Below are 24,606 nucleotides of genomic sequence, written 5' to 3' on the forward strand. Positions count from 1 at the left end.
GGGTCATGAGGATGGGAACATGACGATGAAGCCTCGAGCCGATTACAGCTATCGCAACGATCCCGATGTGCCCGGTTTTGCCGATGACCGGCCGTTGATCATCTTTGATGGCGAATGCGTGTTCTGCTCCGGCTGGGTGAAATTCGCGCTGAAACATGACAAGCGGCAGCGATACCGCTTCCTCGCCGCGCAGACGCCGCTCGGCGAGGCGCTCTACCGGCATTACGGGCTCCACGCGCGCGACTACGAGACCAATATCCTGATCGAAAACGGCCGCGCCTTCTTCAAGTCCGACGGCTCGATCCGCATGGTGGCGGGCCTCGGCTTTCCCTATTCGCTGGTCAAGCTCTTCCGGCTGCTGCCGCGGCGGGCGGCCGATGCGCTCTATGAATTCATCGCCCGCAACCGGCTGAAGCTTGCCGGCCGGCAAAGCTGCATGGTGCCGACGCCGCAGCAGCGAAGCCGCTTCATCACATGAGCGACGACCGGTTTTCGCTGCTCATCATCGGCGGTTACGGCACTTTCGGCGGGCGGCTTGCCCGGCTGCTTGGCGATGAACCGCGGCTCAGGCTGCTGGTTGCGGGGCGCTCGCTTGAAAAGGCTGACGATTTCGTTGCAGATCTGCGGACGCCGAAAGATGGAGCCGAGGGCCTGGGAAGCAACAATCTCGGCGCGATGGTGCAGGCAGTCAGCTTCGACCGAGACGGCGATCTCACCGAACAGCTGACGCGGCTGAGGCCTCATCTCGTCGTCGATGCCTCGGGGCCGTTCCAGACCTTCGGGAAGGATGCCTATAAGGTGGTCGAGGCCTGCATCGGCCTCGGCATCGATTATGCCGATATCGCCGACAGCACCGGTTTCGTCGCCGGCATCGGTGGGCTCGATGCGGCAGCCAAGGCCAAGGGCACCTTCGCGCTCTCGGGGCTCAGCAGCCTGCCCGCCCTCTCCTTCGCGGCACTCGATGCGATGGCGCCGCATTTCTCCCGGATCGAATCTGTCGCGGCCGGCATTGCCCCGTCGGCGCATGTGCGGATCGGGCTCAATGTCGTGAGAGCGATCGCCACCTATGCCGGCAAGCCGGTGGCGGTGCTGCGCAACGGGCAGCCGGCCGCCGGGTGCGGGCTGATCGATGCGATGCGGGTGACGGTGGCGGCGCCGGGTGTGGCGCCGCTGCGCAGCCGCAAGTTCGTGCTGGTGGATGCGCCGGATCTCAAGCTGCTGCCGCAGCACCTTGCCGATCTCAAATCCAGCTTCACCGGTGTCGGCACCGAGCCGCAGCCGCTGCAGCACTTGCTCAGCCTTGCGGCCAGGCTTGTGCGCCTCCGGCTCCTGCCGTCGCTGCTGCCGTTTGCGCGGTTGCTGCAGCGTGCCAGCCATAGCCTGGCAATCGGCGAACACCGCGGCGGCATGTTCGTCCGCGCCAGCGGCGTCGATCACGCGGGAAAGCGGCTGTCCTGCGGCTGGCATCTGATTGCCGAAGGTGATGACGGGCCGTTCATCCCCATCATCGGCGTGGACGCGCTGGTGCGCCGGCTGCTGACCGGCACGCGGCCGGAGAATGGCGCCCGGCCGGCGGCGGGGGAATTGCAGCTTGAAGATTTCGAAGCGGCCTTCCGGCGGTTTTCAATCACATCAGGCATCAGGATGGAAAACGAGGCGGCACGCCAGCCGCTCTACCGGCAGATTCTCGGCAGCGCCTGGGAGCGGCTGCCGCCGGCCATTTCAGCCCTGCATGCAGGCGGGGCGCGCGTCGCCTCCGGCCGGGCACGGATCGAGCGCGGCGGCGGGCTGCTGGCCAGGATCGTCGCTGGGGTGATCGGCTTTCCCAAGGCGGGCGAGGATGTGCCGGTGACGGTGCGTTTCGTAAGCGACGGTGACAGGGAAATCTGGACGCGCGATTTTGGCGGCAAGGTCTTCCGCAGCTGGCAGGCCGAGGGAAAGGGCCGCGACCGGCATCTGCTCGCCGAGGTCTTCGGGCCGTTCCGGGTGCTGATGGCGCCGGTGCCGGATGGGGAGAAGCTGCGGCTCGTCGTGCGCGGCTGGCGGTTCTGCGGCATTCCGCTGCCGATGTTTCTGGCGCCTGGTGGGGATACTTATGAGGAGGAGCGGGATGGGCGGTTCTGCTTCCATGTGGAGATCGGTGGGCGGCTGACGGGGTTGGTGGTGCGGTATACGGGGTGGTTGGTGGTGGAGTGAGTGAGCGGGTCTCTGCCTTCGGGCGGGTGGCTGCCCCTCACCCTAACCCTCTCCCCGCTCGCGGGGCGAGGGGACGTGCCCTGCGAGAGATGGGCGAGGAACGGAGAGGTTGCGGCATATCCCCTTCGCCCCGCAAGCGGGGAGAAGGTGCCGGCAGGCGGATGAGGGGCTGGTCCGTGGGCCGCAATACCCCCCTCTGCCCTGCCGGGCATCTCCCCCCACAGGTGGGGAGATCACAAGTGGCTTGAACTTCGTGCCCCTCTACCGTTTCGCCGTGCTGGACGCTCATTGTTTGGGGAAGCCAGTGCGCCCAGCCAATCTCCCCACCTGTGGGGGGGTCCGAAGGACGGGTCGAGACCCGTGGCTCGACCCCGGGCCCGGCAGGGCAGAGGGGGTGCCACACGGCATGCCCTTCGCCGTCATTCCTTCCTCGGGCTTGAAGAAGGTGCTGCCGCCTTCGGCGGCACCGTATGGGCGTTGAATCTGCCGCACCGTATCCCGGCCCTTCGCTTTGGGCTCAGGGCGTTCGCAACTGCAATCGATTCGCCGGATCGATTGCTGGCGCTCTGCGCCACCGTTGCTCACCCACCCGCAATCCCCAAGAGTTCGGCATCCAGCGCCTTCAGATAATCGCCGGCGATTGCGGCGCTGAAGCCGAGGTCGTGTTGGCCGTAGCGGGAGGCGACGCGGATGTCGACGAAGGTGGTTTCGGCCTCTTCGCGGAGCCGGATGATGATATCGAAGCGCAGGCCGAGGATTAGCGTGCGGGTGGTGCCCTGCAGCGTCACGCCGTTGACGCCGCGGATCAGCTTGGCGACGTCGTCGTCATAGGGGCGCGGCGTCGGCACGGGGACGATATCGGGCGCATCGGCCACGGCATCGTCGCCCGGCTGCGGCGGCTTGACCGGCCTGTCCTCGGGATCGCGGCCGGGCTCCGTGTCGCCACTGCTCCTGGTGATGGTAATACCGCTCATCTTGGCGACTTTGCGCACCGCTTCCAGCACGCGGTCGAGCGCGCCCTCATAGCGCCGGCCTGTCAGTTCGGGATAGGCGGTGAGCTGCTTTTCACGATCCTCCGGCGTCACCTGCACGTTGCGTTTCAGCCAGATCTGGTCGGAATAGGGCGGCGAAAGCCAGTCGGGTGCGGAGACCGGATCGGTGGAAACGTCGTAGATATCAGGCAGCGTCATGTAACGCTCGGTGGCATAGGCGCCGAGGCCGAGCGGAAAGGCGGCATAGATCAGTGCGGCCAGCGCCGCCAGCCCGCCTTCGGCCCCCGTCATCCAGAGGCTGCGCAGCCCGACTGCGGCGAGCATGGCGGAAAGCAGCGCGCCGCCGGCGGCAGCAATCAACAACAGCACGAGATAGGGTGTGGCGAGGCCGCCGAAGCGGTGGGCGATCATCACCGCCAGCGCCAGCACCAGGGAAAACGCCCCGAGCAGCCGCGAAAAGCGGGAGGCGTTGGAAACGGGGCGGTCGAAGCGGATGGCCATTAAACTTACCGGTTGCTCGTCAGCGCCCGCGCGTTCGACCACGCAAATCGCCATGCACCTGTTTAGAGCATGATGCCGAAAAGTGTGAAGCGGTTTTCGGACGACATCATGCTTCTATTCTTTGATTTAGATCCGGATTCAGATTTAGAGCCTTTCCGGGTTAGATTGCAGCATTCTGTTGGCTCAAACGGAGTCGGATGGTCGACCGGCCGGCGCGTGTCGTAGCCCGGCTCTACGGCCAAGCCGGCCGGTCGATCAGCCGGCCCGTTTCAGCCAACCCGAAGGGCCGGGCATCTTTCCGCCAGGATCAAAGGCGATCGGCTCGGACGTACCTAGGGGTATGCCCGTCGCCAATCGCCTTTGCCCTGACGAAAACCTGCTCCGGCAGAATGCTGCAATCTAACCCGGAAAGGCTCTAGGCCGGCCCGGCCTAAAATCATCCGGATCTGGGGCAAGATTCGGCTAAATTGAAACTATTGTCTGAGGCAATGCGTTGGAATCCACGGCGAAGGCCATGACGAAACGGCGGTTGCTTCATAAGCCCTTGCTGATATGTCAAAAAAAGGCCATTCTGCCGCGGTTTCATCTCCAGATGCAGAGGAGAGACGGGATGATTTCACCCGAGATTGCAGCAAGACCGCAGGCGTCTGCGCTTGGCGGGATCGACCACCAGTCCGAGCCGATGCTGCCGATGGAGCTGCTTGAGCTCGAGCTTTCGCTCGAAGGTTATGCCGGCGGCGATGCCGGCTTCTGCGAGGCGGTGCGCCAGGCGGCGGCACGCTCCGGCGGCGAACTGCTGTTCGACCTGCCGGCCGGCGGCCTCATCGACGATTGCCGTCGCATCGCCGTGCTGCGCATTCCTAAAGATGGCCAGGAGATGCGCGTCGTGTTGGCGCTGCTCGACGGTAACGGCACAGAGATCCGCATGCAGGCGCCGGACGAAGAGACCGCGCCCTTGTTGCGTTTCGCCGATGCCTTCATCGAATTGCTGGAGCGGATCTAGTTCTAGATAATGATGTCAGCGGCGCTCGGCCGCAGCTTCCGCAACGCTGCGGAACGGGAACTTGCGCCCGCATTCGCATTTGATGACGAAATTTTCCTGGTGGTTCGAAGGCCGCTGCACGCCAAAGCCGCGCGGCAGCTGATCGACCTTGAAATCCGGGTGCTTGCGCTTGGGATCATCGACTTCCGAGGCTTCGGCAAAGCCCTCATTGCCGCATTGCGGACAGTTCAGTTTTTTCGAAAATCGATCGCGAAGGGCCATGCTCGTTCCAGTTTTGCAAGCTTTCCTCATACATAGGAATGGCCCTCATGCATAGAAAGGTTGGCAAGCGAAAGTGGAACCAAGTGCCAAGCCTGCCGTTCCTTTTTCGAAAAGGAGGCGATCATGCCCAACAGAGACCCGATCCCGACACCCAATGCCGATACCCCGCGCGGCCCGACGCCGACCCCCGGCATTCCCGACCCGATCCAGCAAAAACCGCCACTGACACCGGCGCAGGACCCGGGCGACACGAAGAATCCTCAGGATCCGCCGCTCAACCCGGCGCTGCTGCCGATTGGGGATCCGGCTGGGGCGGCGTGAAGTCCGGTTGACGGTAGTGGTTCGGCTGCCTCTCGGCCAATCTCCCTCCTTGTGGGGGAGATGTCCGGCAGGACAGAGGGGGGTGCTCCTCGCCGCTACGCCGCACAAAAAACGGCGCGCGGCTGTCGCCGTCGTCTAGGTCTGCTCAGAGCGGGTAACAGCTCGGTGCGCTCCGAGGGCGTGGGAACCCCCCTCTGCCCTGCCGGGCATCTCCCCCACAAGGAGGGAGATCGGCAGACGGCCAACGCTTCCCAAACCAAAGGGGCGCTTCCCCCGCGGCAGCCGCCGGATAACCGGAAGTTGCGAGAGCAATAGCTTGACGCCCTCGCCCGAATGGCCTTTCCTCTGAGAAAAGCATTCCAAGGACCAAACCAATGCGCATTCGTCTTCTCATCACCGTCATGGCCACCATCGTCGCCGGGCTTTCGGCCTGCCAGACGATGACGCCGGAGGAGCGGCGGGCGGCGGATGAGCAGCGGTGCATGAGCTATGGCTTCCGGCGCGGCACGGATGGGTTTGCCACCTGCCTGCAGCGCATCGATCTCGACCGGCGCGCCGAATCACGGGCGCAGAGTGCTGAGATGATGAACCGCATGGCCTGGGATCTGAACGGGCCTTATATCTACCGCGATCGTTGGCGGTATCGTTACTGAGTGCCCAGGGCGCCCTGCCCCAGGCTCCGCCGATATTTTACACGCTCGCCCGCAGGTCTTTCGGACCGCGCCTGATCTCTTCCAGACTGCCCGCAATCACCGCCTGCGCTGCCGCCAACCTCGCGATCGGCACGCGGAACGGCGAACACGAGACATAATCGAGGCCGATCGTTTCGCAGAAGCGGATCGAGGCCGGGTCGCCGCCATGTTCGCCGCAGATGCCGAGCTTCATGTCCTTGCGGGTGCGCCTGCCGCGTTCGGCGGCGATGCTGATCAATTCGCCGACACCGTCGAAATCGAGCGAGATGAAGGGATCGTGCTCGATGATGCCCTTGCGCTGATAGGTGGGGATGAAGGCCGAGGCATCATCGCGCGAGATGCCGAAGGTGGTCTGCGTCAGGTCGTTGGTGCCGAAGGAGAAGAATTCGGCGGCTTCGGCAATCACATGGGCGCGCAGGGCAGCACGCGGCAGCTCGATCATCGTACCGACGAGATAATCGATCTTCATGCCGGCTTCGTTCATCACGTCGCCGGCGACGGCATCGATGTGCGCCTTGACGTAATCGAGCTCGGTGCGGAGGCCAACGAGCGGCACCATGATCTCCGGCACGACGGCGGCCCCGGTCTCCTTAGCTGCGGCGACCGCCGCCTCGAAGATGGCGCGGGCCTGCATCTCCACGATTTCGGGATAGGAGATCGCCAGCCGGCAGCCGCGATGGCCGAGCATCGGGTTGAATTCGTGCAGCGCATCGACGCGCTGGCGAAGCACCGACGCTTCCATGCCCATGGCGAAGGCGACCTCGGCGACCTCGTCATCGGTCTTCGGCAGGAATTCGTGCAGCGGCGGATCGAGCAGGCGGATCGTCACCGGCAGGCCATGCATGACGGTGAAGAGGCCGGTGAAATCCAGCCGCTGCATCGGCAGCAGCTTGTCGAGCGCCAGCCGCCTGCCCTTCTCATCGACGGCCAGGATCATCTCGCGCATCACATGGATGCGCTCGCCCTCGAAGAACATGTGTTCGGTGCGGCATAGGCCGATGCCTTCGGCGCCGAAGGAGCGGGCGGCCAGCGCATCGGCCGGCGTATCGGCATTGGTGCGCACCGTCATGCGCCGGGCGCGGTCGGCCCAGCCCATGATGCGGCCGAAATCGCCCGACAGCGCCGGCTGGATCATCGGCACCTCGCCCTTCAGCACCTGGCCGGCCGAGCCGTCGATGGTGATGATATCGCCCTTCTTGAGCGTGACGCCGACGCCGAGCAGCCGCTCGTTGCGCACGTCGATGCGCATGGTGCCGGCGCCGACGACACAGGGAATGCCCATGCCGCGGGCAACGACCGCCGCATGGCTGGTCATGCCGCCGCGAGTGGTGAGAATGCCTTCGGCGGCATGCATCCCGTGAATATCCTCGGGGCTGGTCTCGACTCTGAGCAGGATGACCTTGCGGCCTTCGGCTTCCGCCTCGACGGCCTCTTCAGCGGTGAAGACGATGGCGCCGGTGGCAGCGCCCGGCGAGGCCGGAAGCCCGGTACCGATCACCTGGCGGGTGACGCGCGGATCGATCGTCGGATGCAGCAGCTGGTCGAGGCTGGAAGGCTCGATGCGCAGCACCGCCTCGTCCTCGGTGATCACGCCCTCATCGACCATGTCGACGGCGATCTTCATGGCCGCCCGGGTCGAGCGCTTGCCCGACCGGGTCTGCAGCATCCACAGCCTGCCGCGCTCGATGGTGAATTCGATATCCTGCATGTCGCGGTAATGGATCTCGAGCTCGGTGCAGATGCGGCAGAGTTCGCGAAACGCCTCCGGCATCAGCTTTTCCATCGAGGGTTTTTCGGAGCCGGAGGAAATCCGCCCCTCCTCGGTGATGCTTTGCGGCGTGCGGATGCCGGCCACCACATCCTCGCCCTGGGCATTGACCAGGAATTCGCCGTAAAGCGCCCTCTCGCCGGTCGAGGGGTTGCGGGTGAAGGCAACGCCGGTCGCCGACGCATTGCCGAGATTGCCGAAGACCATCGCCTGGATGTTGATCGCCGTGCCCCAGCCTTCCGGAATATTGTGGAGATGGCGGTAGGTGACGGCGCGTGCGCTCATCCAGCTGGAAAAGACGGCGCCGACCGCGCCCCAGAGCTGGACTTCGGGATCCTGCGGGAACTCCTGCTCCAGCTCCTCCTCGATCAGCTTCTTGTAGAGCGAGACGATGTGCTGCCATTCCGAGGCGCTGAGTTCGGTATCGAATTCATGACCGAGCTTGGCCTTCTCGTCTTCCAGGATCTCCTCGAAGGCATCGTTGCCGAGACCCATGACGACATCGGCATACATCTGGATGAAGCGGCGGTAGCTGTCCCAGGCAAAACGCGCATCGCCGGCATCATGGCCGAGCGCCTGCACCGTCTCGTCGTTGAGGCCGAGATTGAGCACGGTGTCCATCATGCCCGGCATGGAGACGCGGGCGCCGGAACGCACCGAGAGCAGCAGCGGCTGGCTGACCGAACCGAAGCGGCGGCCGGTGACCGCCTCGATCGCCGATATGCCGGCGCGCACCTCAGCCTTCACCGCATCCTCGATGTGGCGGCCGTTCTTGTAATAGGTGTTGCAGGCGTTGCTGACGATCGTCAGCCCCGGCGGCACCGGCAGTCCGAGCGCGCACATTTCCGCCAGATTGGCGCCCTTGCCGCCCAGAATCTCGTGATCGCGCGCCCGGCCCTCAGCCTGCCCGTCGCCGAACCTATAGACCCACTTGGTCATCTTCCCCCCAACACCACAAAGGGATCAGCTTAATCCCTCAGACTGCCGACAACGCTGCGAACTCCTCTTTCGTCATGCTCGGGCTTGTCCCGAGTATCTGCTACCGGTTGATGCGCAGCAGATCCTCGGCACAAGGCCGAGGATGACGCCGAGTAGAGAGCGACGTCTGTCAACAAACTTAGGGATTAGCTTAATCCCTTGGAGTTGAAATGAAAATCGACAAATGCGGCAAAATGTTGCGTTGCACAATAAATCTTGTGGCAGCTGGCGGTCAAAACGTTTGAAACATGGCTGACATGAAAAAAGGCACAAAAAAAGCTTTGCGGGACTGCAACAATGTCCCGCAAAGCCTTGTTTCCGTCCAGCCAGGAAAACCGGACGGGGGGTCCCTCAACCCAGGAACGATTCAGCTTTTTCTCAAAACAGAACCGTACTGACCTTCGTTCTACGCAATTCCTGGAAAATAGATCGCTACTTCCCTGGATTTGCTCCAACGGTTTCCGGTTCTTGCCCTCGCCCGGAAAACCGCACGCAAATTCGACAATACGCAGCGTTTGCTCACCCGCTTTTTCAGCAGAGTAATTAGGTTGCGTTGAAACAACTTCTAATGCAAGTCAGCGAAAAGAGCATCACCCAAATGGGGTACAAGCGACAAGAGAGCCGACCTTTTTTGGTGTTTATTGCTCGGCCCTTGATTTTACGCAATTTATGGACGCAAAACCGCGCCGCACCTTTGCTGAAATTGCGTCTGCGCTCGGCGTCTAAATGAATGCTCGGGTCAAGCCCACTGTTGTCCAGTTGGCGTTAACGACTGCCCCTCACCCTAACCCTCTCCCCGTTCTGACGGGGAGAGGGAACGTGCCATGCGAGACATCGGCGGGGAAAGGAGAGGCTGCGGCATATCCCCTTCGCCCCGTTTACGGGGAGAAGGTGGCGGCAGCCGGATGAGGGGCTGCTCTCGCCCATCCCCTGGGCCGGCATGTCGCGTGACAATCCGCCCTGCCCCGACGCAGAAAACGCGTTCGTCGAAAACCTCAGGCAATCTCGCGCAGGCGCTCGGCCATTTGCAGGTCGACAGAGACGAGCTGGGAGACGCCCTGCTCGGCCATGGTGACGCCGAAGAGGCGGTTCATGCGGGCCATGGTGATCGGATTGTGGGTGATGATGACGAAGCGGGTTTCGGTGGAGGCCGCCATTTCGTCCATCAGGTTGCAGTAGCGCTCGACATTGTGGTCATCGAGCGGCGCGTCCACTTCGTCGAGCACGCAGATCGGCGCTGGATTGGTGAGGAAGACGGCAAAGATCAGCGCCATCGCCGTCAGCGCCTGTTCGCCGCCGGATAGCAGCGTCATGGTCTGCGGCTTCTTGCCGGGCGGACGGGCGAGGATTTCGAGGCCGGCTTCGAGCGGATCGTCGGATTCGATCAGCTGCAGTTCGGCGGTGCCGCCGCCGAAAAGATGGGTGAAAAGCCGCTGGAACTGGGCGTTGACGATGTCGAAGGCGGCGATCAGCCGCTCGCGGCCCTCGCGGTTGAGGCTCTGGATGGCGCCGCGCAGCTTGCGGATCGCATCGATGACGTCGTCGCGTTCCTTGATCAGCGCTTCGAGCTTCTCGCTCAGTTCCTTCTGTTCCTCGTCGGCGCGCAGGTTGACGGCGCCGAGCCGTTCGCGCTCGATCCTCAGGCGTTCCAGCTCGCGCTCGACTTCGCGCGGATCGGGAAGCGCCTGCATGGTCGGGCGTCCGGTCAGCTGCAGCGCCTCGTGCGGCGCAACGTTCAGGACCTCGCGGATGCGGGCTTCGCTTTCCTGCCGTTTCTCGCGGGCGGAGACGAGACGCTCCTCGGCGCGGCCGCGGCGTTCACGGCATTCGGCAAGTTCCGACAGTGCCGTCGTCGCCTTCTGGTCGGCTTCGCGCTGGATGCGTTCGGCCTCGGCCAGGAGATCGCTCGCCTGGCGGCGCGCCTCCTCGGCCTTCTGCAATTCGCTGAGCAGAGCGCGACGCTTGTCGTCGAATTCATCCGGCGCCAGTTCGAGCTCGGCTGCCTCTTCGCGCGCCTCTTCCTCACGCTCGCGCAGCGTCGCAACATGATCTTCGGCGCTTGCCGCCCGCTGGCGCCAGGTCTCGCGCTCCTGGCCGATCGCCATGATGCGGCGCTGGCGGGCTTCGTTTTCCCTCGCCAGACTTTCATGGCGGGCGCGGCTTTCGGCCAGCGCGCCGCGATCGGTCGCAACTTCTGCCTGCTGGAACCGCAGCCGCTCGTCGATCGCAGTCAGGTCGGGCGCGTCTTCCAGCTCGATGCGGGCGTTTTCTTCCTGGACGGCGATTTCCTCCAGTTGCGCGCGCAGCTGGCTGGCAGCCTCGCTGACGACATCGCGGCGGCGGATGAGATCGCCGGAGGCACGCTCAGCGGCAACGAGAGCATCGCGCGCTTCGGCCAAATGACGCGCCGACAGGCGGCTCATGTCGCGCGCCTCGGCAAGCCGGCGCTCCTCGGCGCGGATCGCTTCGGCAGCGGCAGCCTGCCGCGCGTCGGCTTCGGCAAGCACGTCGCGGGCAAGTGTGGCTTCGCTTTCGAGTTCGGCCAGCCGGTTCTTCTGGGCAAGGCGCAAGGCCGCTGCACTCGGGGCATCGGCACCGGTGACATGGCCGTCCCAGCGATAGACCGCACCCTCTTTGGTCACCAGCCGCTGGCCGGGCTTCAGCGCCGCCATCAGCCGCTCCGCATCGCCTTCCACAACCAGGCCGATCTGGCGCAGGCGGCGGGTGAGTGCTGCCGGCGCGCGCACATGTGTCAGCAGCGGCGCAACACCGGATGGAAGGGCGGGATCGCCGGCGCCATCGCCATTGTCCGACCAATGGGCCGGCGCCTCGGCATCGAGCGGCGATTCCAGATCGTCGCCGAGGGCGGCACCGAGTGCGGTTTCGAAGCCGCGATCGACCTTCAGCTCGTCGGCAACCGGCGGAAATTTGCCGGCCGCAGCACCGGCGGCGAGCATGCGGGAAATGGTGCGGGCCTCGGTCTCCAGCGCATTCAGGCTCGAACGGGCCTGATCGACCGGCGCGCGCGACAGCGCCTCGGTCTGGCGGGCGCTAGCCAGCGCCTGGTCGACCACCTGAACCGCCGCTTCCGCGTCGGCGACGGCGATCTCGCCGGCCTCGACGATGGCGCGCTTTTCGTCGGGATCCGGCAGGCCGGCGATCTTTTCGCCGACGGCTGACAGTTCCTGGTTTGCCTCGTCCATCTGGCGTTCGAGGCGCATCCGCCGGTCCGTGAGATCGCGGATGGCGCGTTCCAGCTGGTTGCGGCCGGCAGCGGCTTCGGCGCGCTCGGCCGTCAGCTGGGTGAAGATGCGTTCGCTGTCGGCCAGTTTTGCCGCCGCGCCCTCGAAGGCCTCGCGGGTCTCCTCGGCATAACGGCCGGAATCGGCGAGAATTTCTGAAATCTCCGCCTCTTCGGCATCGAGCCTTGCCAGGATGACGGCATTGTCGGCCACCAGCCGCTGCTCGCGGCTTATATCCTCGGCAAGCTGGGCGAGGCGACGGGTCAGCTCGTCGCGGCGGCGCAGGATGCGGCCGGCATCTTCCTCCAGCTGGCTTCTGGCGATCTGCAGGCGCTGCAGGGCGGCGGCGGCACGCGCCTCGCCCTCGCGCAGCTCCGGCAGCTTCAGGCTGGCGATGCCCTGGTTCTTCGCCGCCTCCATCTGCATCTGCGCCTTTTCGGCGACGACGGAGGTCGCCTGGTTCAGCGCACTGTCGGCCTCGGCCTCTGCTTCCTTGGCCTGCACCCAGCGGATATGCAGCAGCATCGCTTCGCGGGCGCGGATATCGGCAGACAGGGTCTTGAAGCGGTTTGCCTGGCGGGCCTGGCGCTTCAGGCTCTCGATCTGGCTTTCGAGCTGCGAGGTCACGTCATCGAGGCGCTCGAGATTGCCTTCGGCGGCGCGCAGCCGCAGCTCGGCCTCGTGGCGGCGGGAATGCAGGCCTGAAATGCCGGCCGCCTCTTCGAGCAGCTGGCGGCGGGCCTGCGGCTTGGCCTGGATCAGCTCGCCGATACGGCCCTGCCCAACCATCGAGGGCGAACGCGCGCCGGTGGAGGCGTCGGCAAACAGCAGCTGTACGTCCTTGGCGCGGCTTTCCTTGCCATTGATGCGATAGAGCGAGCCCTGCTCACGCTCGATGCGGCGGGTGACCTGGATCTCGTCGCTGTCGTTGAAGGCGGCAGGCGCGGTGCGCTCGCCATTGTCGAGATAGAGCGCCACTTCGGCAGTGTTGCGCGCCGGGCGGTTGCCGGAACCCGAAAAGATCACGTCGTCCATGCCGGAGGCGCGCATGTTCTTGTAGGAATTCTCGCCCATCACCCAGCGCAGCGCCTCGACGAGGTTCGACTTGCCGCAGCCGTTCGGGCCGACGACGCCGGTCAGCCCGCGTTCGATGATGAATTCCGTCGGCTCGACGAAGGATTTGAAGCCGACCAGGCGCAGCTTGTTGAACTTCATGCAGAAGCTCCGCAGCGCAGGGAGGGTGTGGCACCCACCTCTGCCCTGCCGGGCATCTCCCCCACAAGGGGGGAGATCGGCAAGTGGTTAGGGCTTCCCCAAACAAGGGAGCGCTTCCGCAGGGCAGTCATGAAGGTCGAGACATTCCTTCCAGCTGATCTCCCCCCTTGTGGGGGAGATGTCCGGCAGGACAGAGGGGGGTATTCCCCACGCAGCCACAAAAAAACGGGCGCACGGCTTTCGCCGTCGCCCGTTCTATCGAAACGATCCGGTTCAGAGCAGGCTGTCGATGAGCTTCGACAAAGTGTCAACCGGCATGTCTCCAGAGTAGCGCTTGCCATTGATCAGGAAAGTCGGGGTGGCGTTGACGCCGAAATCCTTGGAACCTCTTTCCCGCGTGGCATTCACTTCATCCAGAAGCTTCTGGTTCGTCAAGCATTTCGTGAAGCTATCCTCAGTAAATCCGGCAAGCTTCGACATCTGCAGCAGTGCGGCGCGGCCATCATCGGCGGCCGCCCAGACCTGCTGCTGCTTGAAGAGCATCGAAACCATCGGGAAATACTGTTCCGGCGTGCTCAACTGCTCCGGATTGGAAGAATTGCAGCGGGCGAGCATGAAGGCGGCTGCAGCGCGCGGGTCGAAGGGGAATTCGCGGATGATGAACTGCACCTTGCCGCTGTCGACATATTTCTGCTTGATCGTGTCGAAGACGGTGTTGTGGAAATGGGCGCAATGCGGGCAGGTCATCGACATGTATTCGACGATCTTGACCGGGGCATCGGCCTTGCCGAGCGCCATCTCCGGCAGCACGCCGGGCTTCAGCACCTCAGCCATGTCGACATCGCCGTCGGACTCCGGCATTTCGGTCGCCGAGGTGGCGGCCGTCTGCATGGTGTCGACATTGGTGCCATCAGCCATGGTCTTGCCGGAGGACGAAGCATCGGCAGCGTCCTTGCTGTCGTTGCAGGCGACAAGCGCTACGGCAGCGGCGGCGATGGCGATACCGCTGAGCAGGCGGCGTTTCGTCAGTTGCATTTCGGACATCTGCATGGATTCCCCATAACTAATGAGATTGACGGCGTGACTGTGCGATATAACGGCTGGCGGCCACTCACAAGGCACGGTTCGCCAACTTCCTTCAAAGAATTGTGACCGCGGGAAGACGACTAGACCAAAAATTGCGAGAATTCCTACCGCTCCGTCCCTTCATCCGAACAACGGCGGTTCGCAGTTCGAAACCACTGCCGTCCGGTTCGTGCCGATGGCTGCCCCTCACCCCAGCCCTCTCCCCGTAAACGGGGCGAGGGGACGTGCCCTGCGAGAGGTTGGTGAGGAACGGAGAGGTCGCAGCATGTCCCTTCGCCCCGTTTACGGGGAGAAGGTGCCGGCAGGCGGATGAGGGGCAAGCCTCGGCAATCTCCCTGGACCGAGGCCGACAGGGCTAAGCGCCACCGCCCTCAGCCTTCATTCGCTCGGCATGCAGACGTTCGAGCCGCTCGAAGGCCATATCGGCGATCGATATCCGAACCCGGATCATCGATCGCCTCGCGGGTCTTTCGACGCATGATTTCGTCGGTCGCACCTTCTTTCCGGGCGAACTGCGCGCGGATCGCCTGGCGACGTTCTTCGGCCGGCTGATCCGTGGTCTCGGCGAGGAGCTTGCGCATGCGCGAGCTAAGTACCAGGCCGTCAACCGCACTGATCTTTTCGGCGCTGGCTTGAGTCAGGCCGCCGGTCTTGGTGTTGCCGGTCAAGTTGGGCGTTTTGCTCATCAGCGTTGATTTCCCCGCTTCCCCATCACCGCGGTCCCTAAGCGCTGGATCGCCTGGCGCAGCTTGTCGTTCTCTATCCCCTCCATCATGCCTTCGAGCTTGCGGGCGGCTTCGCCTTTCAGCGGCGGCGGGGTGCGGGAGCGGCGGATGGCTTGTGAGACCGGCTTCTGGACGATGCGGATCTGGTGGACGGCGGCAAAGCCGAAGAAGCTGTTGATGCGCTGGATGAGTTCGCCCTGCGCATGGGTGAGGAACAGCGCGCGCGCGCCTTCGCAGGCAATGGTCAGCACGCCGGGGCGGAAGCCGCCGGTCTCATCGCCGCCGCGGGCCCAGGCGATCTTTTCCGGCCGGGTGCAATCGGCGAAATCCTCGCCGGCAATTTCACTCCACGAGCCGAGCAGCGCCGTGTTGATGCCGGCGCGCCTCGCAAGCACGGGATCGATCAGCCCGTTCGCCAGCTCGGAAATCTGCTTTGCACCTTTGCGTGGATAACTCATCGAAACCCTTCAGCGACGCCGCCAATTCGCATGCCAATTCGCACAGGCGACTTGATCGCGCGGCATTGCTTCCCAAGTATAGGCACTTCCCCCCATCGCGGCAAATCATGACGATCACCACACTCGACACGCCCTCCGCCAAGCCCCTGCTCGACTGGTACGATCGCCACCACCGCGACCTGCCCTGGCGTGTGGCGCCCGGCATGGCGGCCCGCGGCGTCAAGGCCGATCCCTATCGCGTCTGGCTGTCCGAGGTGATGCTGCAGCAGACGACGGTGCAGGCGGTCAAACCCTATTTCGAGCGGTTTCTGCAGCGCTGGCCCGAGGTGACCGATCTTGCCGCAGCCGAGACCGACGCGGTGATGGCCGCCTGGGCGGGGCTTGGCTATTACGCACGGGCCCGCAACCTGAAGAAATGCGCCGAAGCGGTGGCGAACGAGCATGGCGGCGTCTTTCCCGATACCGAAGAAGGTCTCAGATCCCTGCCGGGCATCGGCGACTATACGGCAGCCGCCGTCGCAGCCATCGCCTTTGACCGCCAGGCGGCTGTCATGGACGGCAATGTCGAGCGGGTGATCTCCAGGCTCTATGCGATCGCTACGCCGCTTCCAGCCGCCAAGCCCGCGATGAAGCAGAAGGTGGCGCTGTTAACGCCTGCCGATCGGCCCGGCGATTTCGCCCAGGCGATGATGGATCTCGGCGCCACGATCTGCACGCCGAAGCGGCCGGCCTGTTCACTCTGTCCGTTCCGGGGTGCCTGCAAGGCACTCAAACTTTCCGATCCCGAGCTCTTTCCCGTCAAGGCGGCGAAGAAGGAGAAGCCGGTCAGATACGGCGCGGCCTTCATCGCGGTCACCGCCGATGGCGAGATCCTGTTGCGGCGGCGCGTCGACAGCGGCCTGCTCGGCGGCATGACCGAGGTGCCGACAACAGCGTGGACGGCGCGCATCGACGGCGAGACCTCAGCTGCCGCCGCGCCCTTCGCAGCGGCATGGCAGGCCTCCGGCACCGTCATCCATGTCTTCACCCATTTCGAGCTCAGGCTTTCGATCTGGCGTGCGGCCATCGCCACCAAAATCGATAGGAATGACGGATGGTGGGAGCCGGTTACAAATCTTGAAGCCCAGGCCTTACCAACAATCATGAAAAAAGCGATCGCAGCGGCTATTCCTCTCGCGTTTAAAACATCCAAGGGATGACCATGACCACCGACATAAGACATATCGTTTTCGACATCGGCAAAGTCCTTATTCATTACGATCCGCATCTTCCTTTCAGCCGCCTCATCCCTGATGAGACCGAGCGCAACTGGTTCTTCGCCAATATCTGCACCCATGACTGGAACATCGAGCAGGACCGCGGCCGCACCTGGGCGGAGGCCGAAGCGCTGCTGATCGAACAGCACCCGGCCCGCGAAGAGCATATCCGCGCCTTCCGCAAATATTGGCATGAGATGGTGCCGCACGCCTATGACGACAGCGTCGCGATCATGGAAGGGCTGATTGCCGAGGGGCGCGACGTGACGATGCTGACCAACTTTGCCTCCGACACCTTCCGCGAGGCACAGGCGCGCTTCCCCTTCCTGACCAAACCGCGCGGCGTCACCGTTTCCGGCGATGTCGGCCTGATCAAGCCCGATATCGCCATCTACGAGACGCATACGAAAAGTTTCGGTCTCGATCCGGCAGCGACGATCTTCATCGACGACGCGCCGGTCAATGTCGAAGGCGCCAAGGCCTTCGGCTGGAATGCGGTGCTGTTCTCAGGCGCCGACAAATTGCGCAACGATCTCGCCGGCTATGGGGTGAAGGTCTGAGACCCATGGCTTTCGACCCGGCAAAGCAAATCGAACTCTTCCACGCTGCGATCAACGCCCTCGATTTTCCGGCGATCGAGGCCTATTTCGCCGAGGATGCGACCTATGTCTCGAACGGCGTCGGCGATCTCACCGGACGGGCTGAGATCATGGCTGCCTTCCGGCGTTATTTCGACGACTATCCCGATCAGACGGCAGAAAATTCGCTGGTGGAAACGTTGACGCCGCTCTCCGGCCGATCGGTCTGGTCGGTGCGCGCCACCCACAGCAAGACGGGCAAGCCGCTGATCCGCGAGGGTGAGGAGACGATCACCTTCAACGCAGAAGGCCGCGTCACAAGGGTCGAGGTCACCGATTACCAGGAATTCTGATCAGGATTTCTTGTTTTACGCATTCCGGACGCAAAACCGCTGCACACTTTTGCTGGAATTGCTCTGAATAGAGGACGCCCGGGTTTGACCCCGGGCGCCTTGGTCTTCTTCCGCAACTGGAGGGAAATCGGAAGAAGGTGGTTTCGATCCGTCAGAGGCGCTGCTCACTACGCCTTTGCCAGATCACTGCGGATGACGGACCTGAGATCGTCGATCGGGCGCAGGGACTGCCCGTCTTCGAAATGCCAGAAGGTCCATCCGTTGCATGCATCGAGACCCTGCACCTTGGCGCCGAGACGATGAATAGAGCCGGCCTCGCCGCCGGAAGCTACCGTGCCGTCGGCGCGGACAATCGCGCTGTAGCGGCGCTTGGCGTCGGTCAGCACCTGGCCGGGCTTGATCAGGCCGCTTTCAACAAGCACGTTGAAGGCGACGCGGACTTCGGCCTTCTTGCCGGTCATGACGGTCAGTTCCGCCTTGCCGAGCGGCTCGACGGCGGCGATGCGAGCCGAGGCCGCATCGATATAATCCTGTTCGCGCTCGATGCCGACGAAGTGGCGGCCGAGACGCTTGGCGACGGCGCCCGTCGTTCCCGAGCCGAAGAAGGGATCGAGCACGATATCGCCGGGCTTGGTCGAAGCCATGATGACGCGGGCGAGCAGCGCCTCCGGCTTTTGCGTCGGATGCGCCTTCTTGCCGTCCTCACCCTTCAGCCGCTCGCTGCCGTTGCAGATCGGGAAGAGCCAGTCAGAGCGCATCTGCACGTCGTCATTGGCGGCCTTCAGCGCATCGTAATTGAAGGTATAGCCCTTGGCCTTGGCGCTGGGGCTTGCCCAGATCATCGTCTCATGGGCGTTCTGGAAACGGCGGCCCTTGAAATTCGGCATCGGGTTGGTCTTGCGCCAGATGATGTCGTTGAGGATCCAGAAATTCAGATCCTGCAGCGTGGCGCCGACACGGAAGATATTGTGGTAGGAGCCGATCACCCAGATCGAGCCGGTCGGCTTCAGCACACGCCGGCAGGCCAGCAGCCAGGCACGGGTGAAGGCATCATAGGCCTCGAAGGAGGCGAACTGATCCCATTCGTCGTCGACTGCATCGACCAGCGACTGGTCGGGGCGATGCAGCGTTCCGCCGAGCTGGAGATTATACGGCGGGTCGGCAAAGATGATATCGACGGAGTGGCTGGGCAAAGCTTCAAGGGCGCTGACGCAATCGCCCTTGATGATCGTGTCAACCCAAGAAGCCGGCCAGGAATCCGACCGGGATCCCGGCCGGGAATCCGACTTGACGGAAGCCTTGAGGTCGGCAAGCGGAAAAACTGATGCCATTCTGATACTCACTCATACGCTCTACGCTTAACTGTCCGTTATGGTTACGCAACTTAGTTACCAAAGCCTGAAGCGGTGGCCGATTTCGGGAATTTATTCGGCCGGCCGATGAGTGAGCGGCAGACTTTGCCGCCGCCGGCGATCAGGCGGCGTCGTGAACCCTACGGCTGTCATCAGGTGCTTCGTCGCGTTCGAACATGCCGTAATCGCGAACGACACTGGCGATCCGCAGGCGATAATCGGCGAAGATGCCGCCGCGTCCGGCCTGCTGGGCTGCCCGGTGAGACTCGAGATTGCGCCATTCCTTCACCGCCGCCTCGTCGCGGAAGAAGGAGAGCGACAGCAGCTTGCCGCGTGTCGTCAGGCTCTCGAAACGCTCGATCGAAATGAAGCCGTCGATCTTTTCGAGTTCGCCGCGCAACTCGCCGGCGAGATCCAGATATTTGTGGCGTTCGCCCATATAGGGCACGACTTCGAAGATGACGGCGATCATGGCAGCACCAGCTTGGAGTGAGGGGCGGAGACATTTTTGAGGAAGATGCGATCTTCCTTCAGGATGAAGCACTCGCGTCTGGCAAATTCATAATTCTCGCGGCCGAGCGGGTCGGATGCCAACCTGGCGCGATAGGCTTCGTAGGCGGCGAGGCTTTCGATGTTGTAGACGCCGTAAGCGGTCGTTGCCGATCCCTCATGCGGGCCGTAGTAGCCGATCAGGTCGGCACCGTTCTTCGGAATTGCCTGGCCCCAATTGCGGGCATATTCGGCAAACGCCTCCTTCTTGAAAGGGTCGATCTCATAACGGATGAAGCAGGTGATCATATCGTTTCTCCTTTGCTGTCGATCCTTTTTCGCACATTGCCTGACGGCGATGCTTCGGTTACGATCGAACTATGAAGGAAGGTCCTGATATTGCGCAGATCGGCGCGCTCATCGGCGATCCGGCGCGCGCCAACATGCTGGCAGCACTGACCGGCGGCCGGGCGCTGACGGCGACCGAGCTTGCCGGCGTCGGCGGCATCACCGTGCAGACGGCGAGCACGCATCTTGCCAAGCTCGAAGCCGGCGGGCTGCTTGCCCAGCGCAAGCAGGGGCGCCATCGCTATTTCACGCTCGCCGACGAAGCCGTCGCCCGGTTGATCGAAAGCATGATGGGCTTTGCCGCCGGACGCGGGCACCTGCGCCACCAGCCGGGACCGAAGGAGCCGGCGCTGCGCAAGGCGCGCATCTGCTACGATCATCTTGCCGGCGATTACGGCGTGCGCATGCTCGACAGCCTGATTGCCTCCGGCTCGATCGACGCGGTCGGAGATGGCCTGGCGCTGACGGAAAAGGGCGAAAGCGATCTCAAATGCATCGGCATCAATGTCGGCGACCTCAGATCGTCGCGCCGTCCGCTCTGCCGCTCCTGCCTCGACTGGAGCGAAAGACGCGCGCATCTGGCCGGCAGCCTCGGCAAGGCGCTACTTTCCAATTTCCTCGACAAGGGCTGGGTGCGGCGAACGGCCGAAAGCCGCTCGATCCTGTTCTCTCCGGAAGGCGATCGGCAGTTCCTGAAGCTTTTTCCGGTCGATCCGTAGGTTATTGCGGATCTGCAAGAGGTTCCGAGGCAGCATTCAGCCCCTCACCCACCTGCCCTCTTTTCATCTTCCTGCCGCACATGTGCCCGCAGCGCCGCCAGCGTCAGCGCCAGCGCCGCGTGATTGCTCTCGGCTTCACCGACGACACTTTCGTCCTCCCGGATCTCGCGCAGCTGCGCACCGTAAAGCGACTCGTCCGCTGCCTGGCGGCCGCGGGCAAGGTGCCAAACCGCATCCGGCCGGACTTCCCGGCACAGGTCGATGGCGTGATTGACGTCGTGTGTGAAGGGCCGCGCCATCAGGAAGCCGTGCTCTGACTTGATACTGCTCGGCATGTAGTCGTGAGGACCGTCGAAATCGTTGGGCTCGGCCGGCCGGAGTTGCTTCAACAGAAAGGCACAGGTGATGAAGGCGTCGATCCGGCTGTCGGGCATGTCAGTCTTTTCCAGGGTTTCGATGATGTCCTCGATCGTCATGCAGTCTTCCTCTTCATCCATTCTTGGCATGCCGCCTGTTCTCCTCCCAAGAGCGGCGGTGACGTCCTCCTCGATCGCCATCTAGTGCATGAGAATGCCAAAGGTAGTCCCCGGGCTGCGGTTAGTCTGGCACGATGCGGATTTGATGGATGTCGCGCCATCCTCAACGAAGGCGCATCTCTGCCGTCTCGGCAACAGGCTCACCTGCTGCCAGACCATGTTCTCCAGGTGCTCGCAAGCTATCGGCGGCTTACCTTTGGCAGCCTTTCTTCCTCATCTTCCTTTCGATCTTGGCTCTCTTGTCGGTGCCATCCCCGGCATGTTTTCCGCCGGTCAGGGCATTATCCTTCATCGCCTGCAGCTGCGCACAGCTTCGGTGCTTGCCCTTGGCGATGACGTCGGTGGATGTGAAGGCAAACAGCAGCACTACGGCTGCCGCCGGTCGGACGAAAGCTGAAAGCCTCATGGTGCCTCTCCTCTTGCACATGCATGGTACGCCCGAGACCGTGAAGCAGCAATCAGCGTCGACGATGCGCAGCTCAACTTTTCATCGAAAATGAAATATAGGCTGCAACCTATTGTTTTCGCGCCGCTAAGCGAAACGCACCTGAGAAAATAATTAAGCATGTTCGGCTACTCTCACGTTCTGAATTAACGAGAGAGCCCTGTCATGGCGTCGATCCAGCATAAGATCATCATTGCAAGCATCGCGATTTTCGCTTTGGCGGGTGGCGCTACGAGCGTCGGTATCTGGTCCGCCTCGACCCTCTCCGAAAACAACGCCGAGGTTGCCCGGTCGGCCCAAATTCTGCGCAACCACATGCAGGCCGACATGATGCATGACGCGCTGCGCTCGGATGCGCTCGCATCATTGCTGGCGTCCAATCCGGCAGCAGCCATAGACCCTGCCGCGGTGAAGGCCGATCTGGCGGAGCATGAGGCGTCGTTCCGCGAGATGCTTGACGCCAACAAGGCTCTTGCCGCAGACGACAAGACGAAAACGATCCTTGCCAGCGTCGAACGCCCCCTGCTTGCCTATATCGCAAGCGCCACTCAGATCGTCGAACTTGCCGGTAAGGACCCCACGGCAGCTTTGAAGGCATTGCCGGAGTTCATGACGCAGTTCTCGACGCTGGAAGCGGCGATGGAACAGGCCGGCGATCAGATCAGTGCTGCATCCGAGGAAATTTCCAATCGCAGCTCTGATATAAAGGCGTCGGTCGATATTGTTCTGGAAGCCCTTTTGGCTTCGGCCGTGCTCTTCGCCTTTGGTCTCTATTTCCTCACCCGCAAGACCATCACCAAGCCGATCCTTTCGCTTTCCGGCGATATGCAAAGGCTCGCCGGCGGTGACACGGCGATTGCCTGCACCGGGATCGGCCGCACCGATGAAATCGGAACGATGGCATCGGCCGTCGAAGTCTTCCGCCAGGCGGCGATTGCCAACAAGCAACTCGAAAAAGATGCCGAGGCGGCTCGATTGCAGGGTGAAACAGAGCGGGTCACGGCCCGAAAGCAGGCTGACGAAGATGCCGCCGAACGGCTGCGGGCGGCGACATCCGGCCTCGCCGCAGGCCTGAAGAGGCTTGCATCCGGCGATCTCGCCTTCCAGATCGACGAACCCTTCGCCCCGGACTTTGAAAACCTCCGGCATGATTTCAACATGTCGATCCGGCAGCTCGACCAGACGCTCAGTGCGATCGCGGCCGCCATTGCCGCCATCGACGAAGGCACGCGGGAAATCGCATCCGGGGCCGACGATCTGTCGAAACGAACCGAACAGCAGGCGGCCTCGCTCGAAGAAACCGCCGCAGCGCTCGATCAGATCACCGCCAATGTCTCGAACTCGAGCAAGCGGACCGACGAGGCGCGCACTGAAGCGACCGATGCAAACCGCAATGCTGCCAAGTCTTCCGAGGTCGTTTCGCATGCCGAAGAAGCCATGCGCCGTATCGAGGCCTCGTCGCAGCAGATCTCCAGCATTATCGGCGTGATCGACGAGATCGCCTTCCAGACCAATCTGCTGGCGCTGAACGCCGGTGTCGAAGCGGCGCGCGCCGGCGACGCGGGCAAGGGCTTTGCCGTCGTCGCCCAGGAAGTCCGCGAACTCGCCCAGAGATCGGCTCAGGCGGCAAAGGAAATCAAAGGCCACATCCAGAAATCGTCGGTGGAAGTGGAAAGCGGCGTCAAACTGGTTCTCGACACCAGCCAGGTTCTGAAGGCGATCAGCGAACAGATTGCCCGCATCAATCAGCACATGGATGCTATCGCCGTATCGGCAAGAGAGCAGTCGACCGGCCTTGCCGAAGTCAACACTGCCGTCAACTCCATGGATCAGGTGACCCAGCAGAACGCGGCGATGGTGGAGCAATCCACCGCGGCATCCGGTCAGCTCGCCGAGGAAGCTGCCAAGCTGCGCGAACTCGTTTCCCGGTTCAGGCTTAGGGCGACAGCTTCGCAATCTGCAACTGGACGCCGGGGTGGGCAGCTGGCGGCCTGACGGCTTCTATCTGCTCGCCATTGTTATTCCCAAGTCAACCCGACACGACCGATCCGGCAGCGACGCCGGAGCCGGTCGCTTGCCGCATCGCAGCCATGCTTGAGATCTGGTTGAGCTTTGGCCGGGCATCGTGTAAAGCCGCAGCATTCCCGGACAAGACCCAGACTTTCAGCAAGGCGTGAACATATGGACGGCTTCGACCTCATCATCTTCGACTGCGACGGCGTTCTCGTCGATTCGGAAATCATCGCGGCGGAAGTCGAATCCGCGCTTCTGACAGAGGCGGGATATCCGATCGACGCCGAGGAAATGGGCGAGCGCTTCGCCGGCATGACGTGGCGCAACATCCTGCTGCAGATCGAGCGCGAGGCAAGCATCCCGTTTTCGGCCTCCCTGCTCGACAAGTCGGAGCATATGCTCGACCTCAGGCTGGCGCAGGACGTCCAGGCCATTCCAGGCGTTGAATTTGCCGTCTCCAGGCTGCCGATCAAGCGCTGCATCTGCTCGAATTCGAGCACTAAGCGGCTCGACATGATGCTGACCAAGGTGGGGCTGAAGCCGCTGTTTGCGCCGAACATCTTTTCCGCCAAGGATCTTGGCCCCGACCGCGTCAAGCCGAAGCCCGACATCTTCCTGCACGGCGCAAGCCAGATGGGCGTTTCGCCTGACAAGGTTGTCGTGGTCGAGGATTCCGTCCACGGCGTGCATGCGGCGCGCGCCGCCGGCATGCGCGTCATCGGCTTTACCGGCGCCTCGCACAGCTATCCCGCCCATGCCGACAAATTGACGGATGCCGGCGCCGAAACGGCAATCTCCCGCATGAACGACCTGCCAGGCGTCGTCGCCGCATTGGCGGCCTGGGACAACGTTCTCTGAAGCGCTTCACGCCAAATCCGCGGGCTATGGACTGACACCACGCTTTGACTCTGCCGGGCCCACGCAGAATGGTAGCGATCAAGCCGGAATGCCGTGTCAGGCGAACACGCCCTCTCCTTCCTCATCCCTGTGCTCGTCACAGGGATCCAGTGCGCCCAAGTCCTTGGGCGCAAGAGAAAGGCTTCGTCGATGAGAGTCATTCACGGCGCAGACGCGCCGTG

General features: G+C 63.1%; 22 protein-coding genes and 1 pseudogene. 11 read left to right on the top strand and 12 right to left on the bottom strand.

The features are described from left to right. Positions 1-19 precede the first annotated feature (19 nt). Entirely contained in the window at positions 20-478 is a 459-nt protein-coding gene (locus tag FFM53_RS07775; RefSeq protein WP_138387921.1) for a thiol-disulfide oxidoreductase DCC family protein, read from the top strand. After that, a complete protein-coding gene (locus FFM53_RS07780; RefSeq protein WP_138387922.1) occupies positions 475-2,196 on the top strand; it encodes a saccharopine dehydrogenase family protein in 1,722 nt (573 codons plus the stop codon). The genes FFM53_RS07775 and FFM53_RS07780 overlap by 4 nt, the downstream gene beginning before the upstream one ends. A gap of 581 nt (positions 2,197-2,777) precedes the next feature. Here FFM53_RS07780 and FFM53_RS07785 read toward each other — a convergent pair. After that, entirely contained in the window at positions 2,778-3,689 is a 912-nt protein-coding gene (locus FFM53_RS07785; protein ID WP_138387924.1) for a DUF1499 domain-containing protein, read from the bottom strand. 610 nt (positions 3,690-4,299) lie between these two features. Here FFM53_RS07785 and FFM53_RS07790 point away from each other — a divergent pair. After that, a complete protein-coding gene (locus tag FFM53_RS07790) occupies positions 4,300-4,692 on the top strand; it encodes a hypothetical protein (RefSeq protein ID WP_138387925.1) in 393 nt (130 codons plus the stop codon). 15 nt (positions 4,693-4,707) lie between these two features. Here the strand turns inward: FFM53_RS07790 and FFM53_RS07795 are convergent, their stop codons facing one another. Then, a complete protein-coding gene (locus FFM53_RS07795) occupies positions 4,708-4,953 on the bottom strand; it encodes a hypothetical protein (protein ID WP_003546063.1) in 246 nt (81 codons plus the stop codon). A 123-nt stretch (positions 4,954-5,076) separates the two neighbouring features. Here FFM53_RS07795 and FFM53_RS07800 point away from each other — a divergent pair, with 123 nt between their 5' ends. Both FFM53_RS07800 and FFM53_RS07805 read left to right on the top strand, forming a co-directional pair. Further along, positions 5,077-5,274 carry a hypothetical protein gene (locus tag FFM53_RS07800; protein WP_018495454.1) on the top strand — a complete coding sequence of 66 codons (198 nt, stop codon included), beginning with the start codon at positions 5,077-5,079 and terminating at the stop codon, positions 5,272-5,274. A gap of 374 nt (positions 5,275-5,648) precedes the next feature. Continuing rightward, on the top strand, positions 5,649-5,927 hold the full coding sequence (locus FFM53_RS07805) for a hypothetical protein (RefSeq protein WP_138387927.1): 279 nt from the start codon (positions 5,649-5,651) through the stop codon (positions 5,925-5,927). A 37-nt stretch (positions 5,928-5,964) separates the two neighbouring features. Here the strand turns inward: FFM53_RS07805 and ppdK are convergent, their stop codons facing one another. The 5 genes and pseudogenes from ppdK to FFM53_RS07835 all read right to left on the bottom strand — a co-directional run bounded on the left by ppdK (position 5,965) and on the right by FFM53_RS07835 (position 15,438). Further along, positions 5,965-8,673, bottom strand: coding sequence for a pyruvate, phosphate dikinase (gene ppdK, locus FFM53_RS07810; RefSeq protein ID WP_138387928.1), 2,709 nt, complete (start codon positions 8,671-8,673; stop codon positions 5,965-5,967). A gap of 1,034 nt (positions 8,674-9,707) precedes the next feature. Continuing rightward, the gene (locus FFM53_RS07815; RefSeq protein WP_138387929.1) at positions 9,708-13,169 is read right to left on the bottom strand and encodes a chromosome segregation SMC family protein; all 3,462 of its coding nucleotides are present in this window, start codon (positions 13,167-13,169) and stop codon (positions 9,708-9,710) included. A 273-nt stretch (positions 13,170-13,442) separates the two neighbouring features. Beyond that, entirely contained in the window at positions 13,443-14,213 is a 771-nt protein-coding gene (locus FFM53_RS07820) for a DsbA family protein (protein WP_017993213.1), read from the bottom strand. A gap of 542 nt (positions 14,214-14,755) precedes the next feature. Then, a pseudogene (locus FFM53_RS36900) lies at positions 14,756-14,941 on the bottom strand (hypothetical protein); the annotation flags it as partial. Then, a complete protein-coding gene (locus FFM53_RS07835) occupies positions 14,941-15,438 on the bottom strand; it encodes a DUF721 domain-containing protein (protein WP_011650811.1) in 498 nt (165 codons plus the stop codon). The pseudogene FFM53_RS36900 and the gene FFM53_RS07835, both read right to left, overlap by 1 nt. Before the next feature lie 107 nt (positions 15,439-15,545). Here FFM53_RS07835 and mutY point away from each other — a divergent pair, with 107 nt between their 5' ends. From mutY to FFM53_RS07850, 3 genes are read left to right on the top strand one after another with little or no spacing between them, the layout of a single operon-like run. Then, entirely contained in the window at positions 15,546-16,637 is a 1,092-nt protein-coding gene (mutY, locus tag FFM53_RS07840) for an A/G-specific adenine glycosylase (RefSeq protein WP_138387930.1), read from the top strand. Positions 16,638-16,639: 2 nt separating this feature from the next. Next, entirely contained in the window at positions 16,640-17,254 is a 615-nt protein-coding gene (locus FFM53_RS07845) for an HAD family hydrolase (RefSeq protein WP_138387931.1), read from the top strand. Between the two features lie 5 nt (positions 17,255-17,259). After that, positions 17,260-17,625: a nuclear transport factor 2 family protein gene (locus tag FFM53_RS07850; RefSeq protein ID WP_138387932.1), complete on the top strand. Its 366-nt coding sequence runs from the start codon at positions 17,260-17,262 to the stop codon at positions 17,623-17,625. 167 nt (positions 17,626-17,792) lie between these two features. Here the strand turns inward: FFM53_RS07850 and FFM53_RS07855 are convergent, their stop codons facing one another. The 3 genes from FFM53_RS07855 to FFM53_RS07865 all read right to left on the bottom strand — a co-directional run bounded on the left by FFM53_RS07855 (position 17,793) and on the right by FFM53_RS07865 (position 19,775). Continuing rightward, positions 17,793-18,956, bottom strand: a complete 1,164-nt coding sequence (locus tag FFM53_RS07855) for a site-specific DNA-methyltransferase (protein ID WP_138387933.1) — start codon at positions 18,954-18,956, stop codon at positions 17,793-17,795. Positions 18,957-19,098: 142 nt separating this feature from the next. Beyond that, positions 19,099-19,449: an antibiotic biosynthesis monooxygenase family protein gene (locus tag FFM53_RS07860; protein ID WP_138328773.1), complete on the bottom strand. Its 351-nt coding sequence runs from the start codon at positions 19,447-19,449 to the stop codon at positions 19,099-19,101. After that, positions 19,446-19,775, bottom strand: a complete 330-nt coding sequence (locus FFM53_RS07865; protein WP_138387934.1) for an NIPSNAP family protein — start codon at positions 19,773-19,775, stop codon at positions 19,446-19,448. Before FFM53_RS07865 ends, FFM53_RS07860 begins: the two co-directional genes overlap by 4 nt. 71 nt (positions 19,776-19,846) lie before the next feature. On the opposite strand from FFM53_RS07865, the gene FFM53_RS07870 reads away from it, so the two are divergent. After that, positions 19,847-20,533 (top strand): ArsR/SmtB family transcription factor, encoded by a 687-nt coding sequence (locus FFM53_RS07870; protein ID WP_138387935.1) that lies wholly within the window; start codon positions 19,847-19,849, stop codon positions 20,531-20,533. Positions 20,534-20,577: 44 nt separating this feature from the next. Here FFM53_RS07870 and FFM53_RS07875 read toward each other — a convergent pair whose 3' ends face one another. Then, a complete protein-coding gene (locus FFM53_RS07875; protein ID WP_138388041.1) occupies positions 20,578-21,030 on the bottom strand; it encodes a hypothetical protein in 453 nt (150 codons plus the stop codon). Positions 21,031-21,259: 229 nt separating this feature from the next. Next, on the bottom strand, positions 21,260-21,475 hold the full coding sequence (locus tag FFM53_RS07880; RefSeq protein ID WP_131709970.1) for a hypothetical protein: 216 nt from the start codon (positions 21,473-21,475) through the stop codon (positions 21,260-21,262). A gap of 204 nt (positions 21,476-21,679) precedes the next feature. Here FFM53_RS07880 and FFM53_RS07885 point away from each other — a divergent pair, with 204 nt between their 5' ends. Together FFM53_RS07885 and FFM53_RS07890 are read left to right on the top strand one after the other, a co-directional pair. Next, complete coding sequence (locus FFM53_RS07885) at positions 21,680-23,509, top strand: methyl-accepting chemotaxis protein (protein WP_138387936.1); 1,830 nt, start codon at positions 21,680-21,682, stop codon at positions 23,507-23,509. Between the two features lie 186 nt (positions 23,510-23,695). Next, complete coding sequence (locus FFM53_RS07890; protein ID WP_017990554.1) at positions 23,696-24,385, top strand: HAD family hydrolase; 690 nt, start codon at positions 23,696-23,698, stop codon at positions 24,383-24,385. The last annotated feature ends 221 nt before the right edge of the window (positions 24,386-24,606 follow it).

The sequence above is a fragment of the Rhizobium indicum genome, assembly GCF_005862305.2.
GTDB lineage: Bacteria > Pseudomonadota > Alphaproteobacteria > Rhizobiales > Rhizobiaceae > Rhizobium > Rhizobium indicum.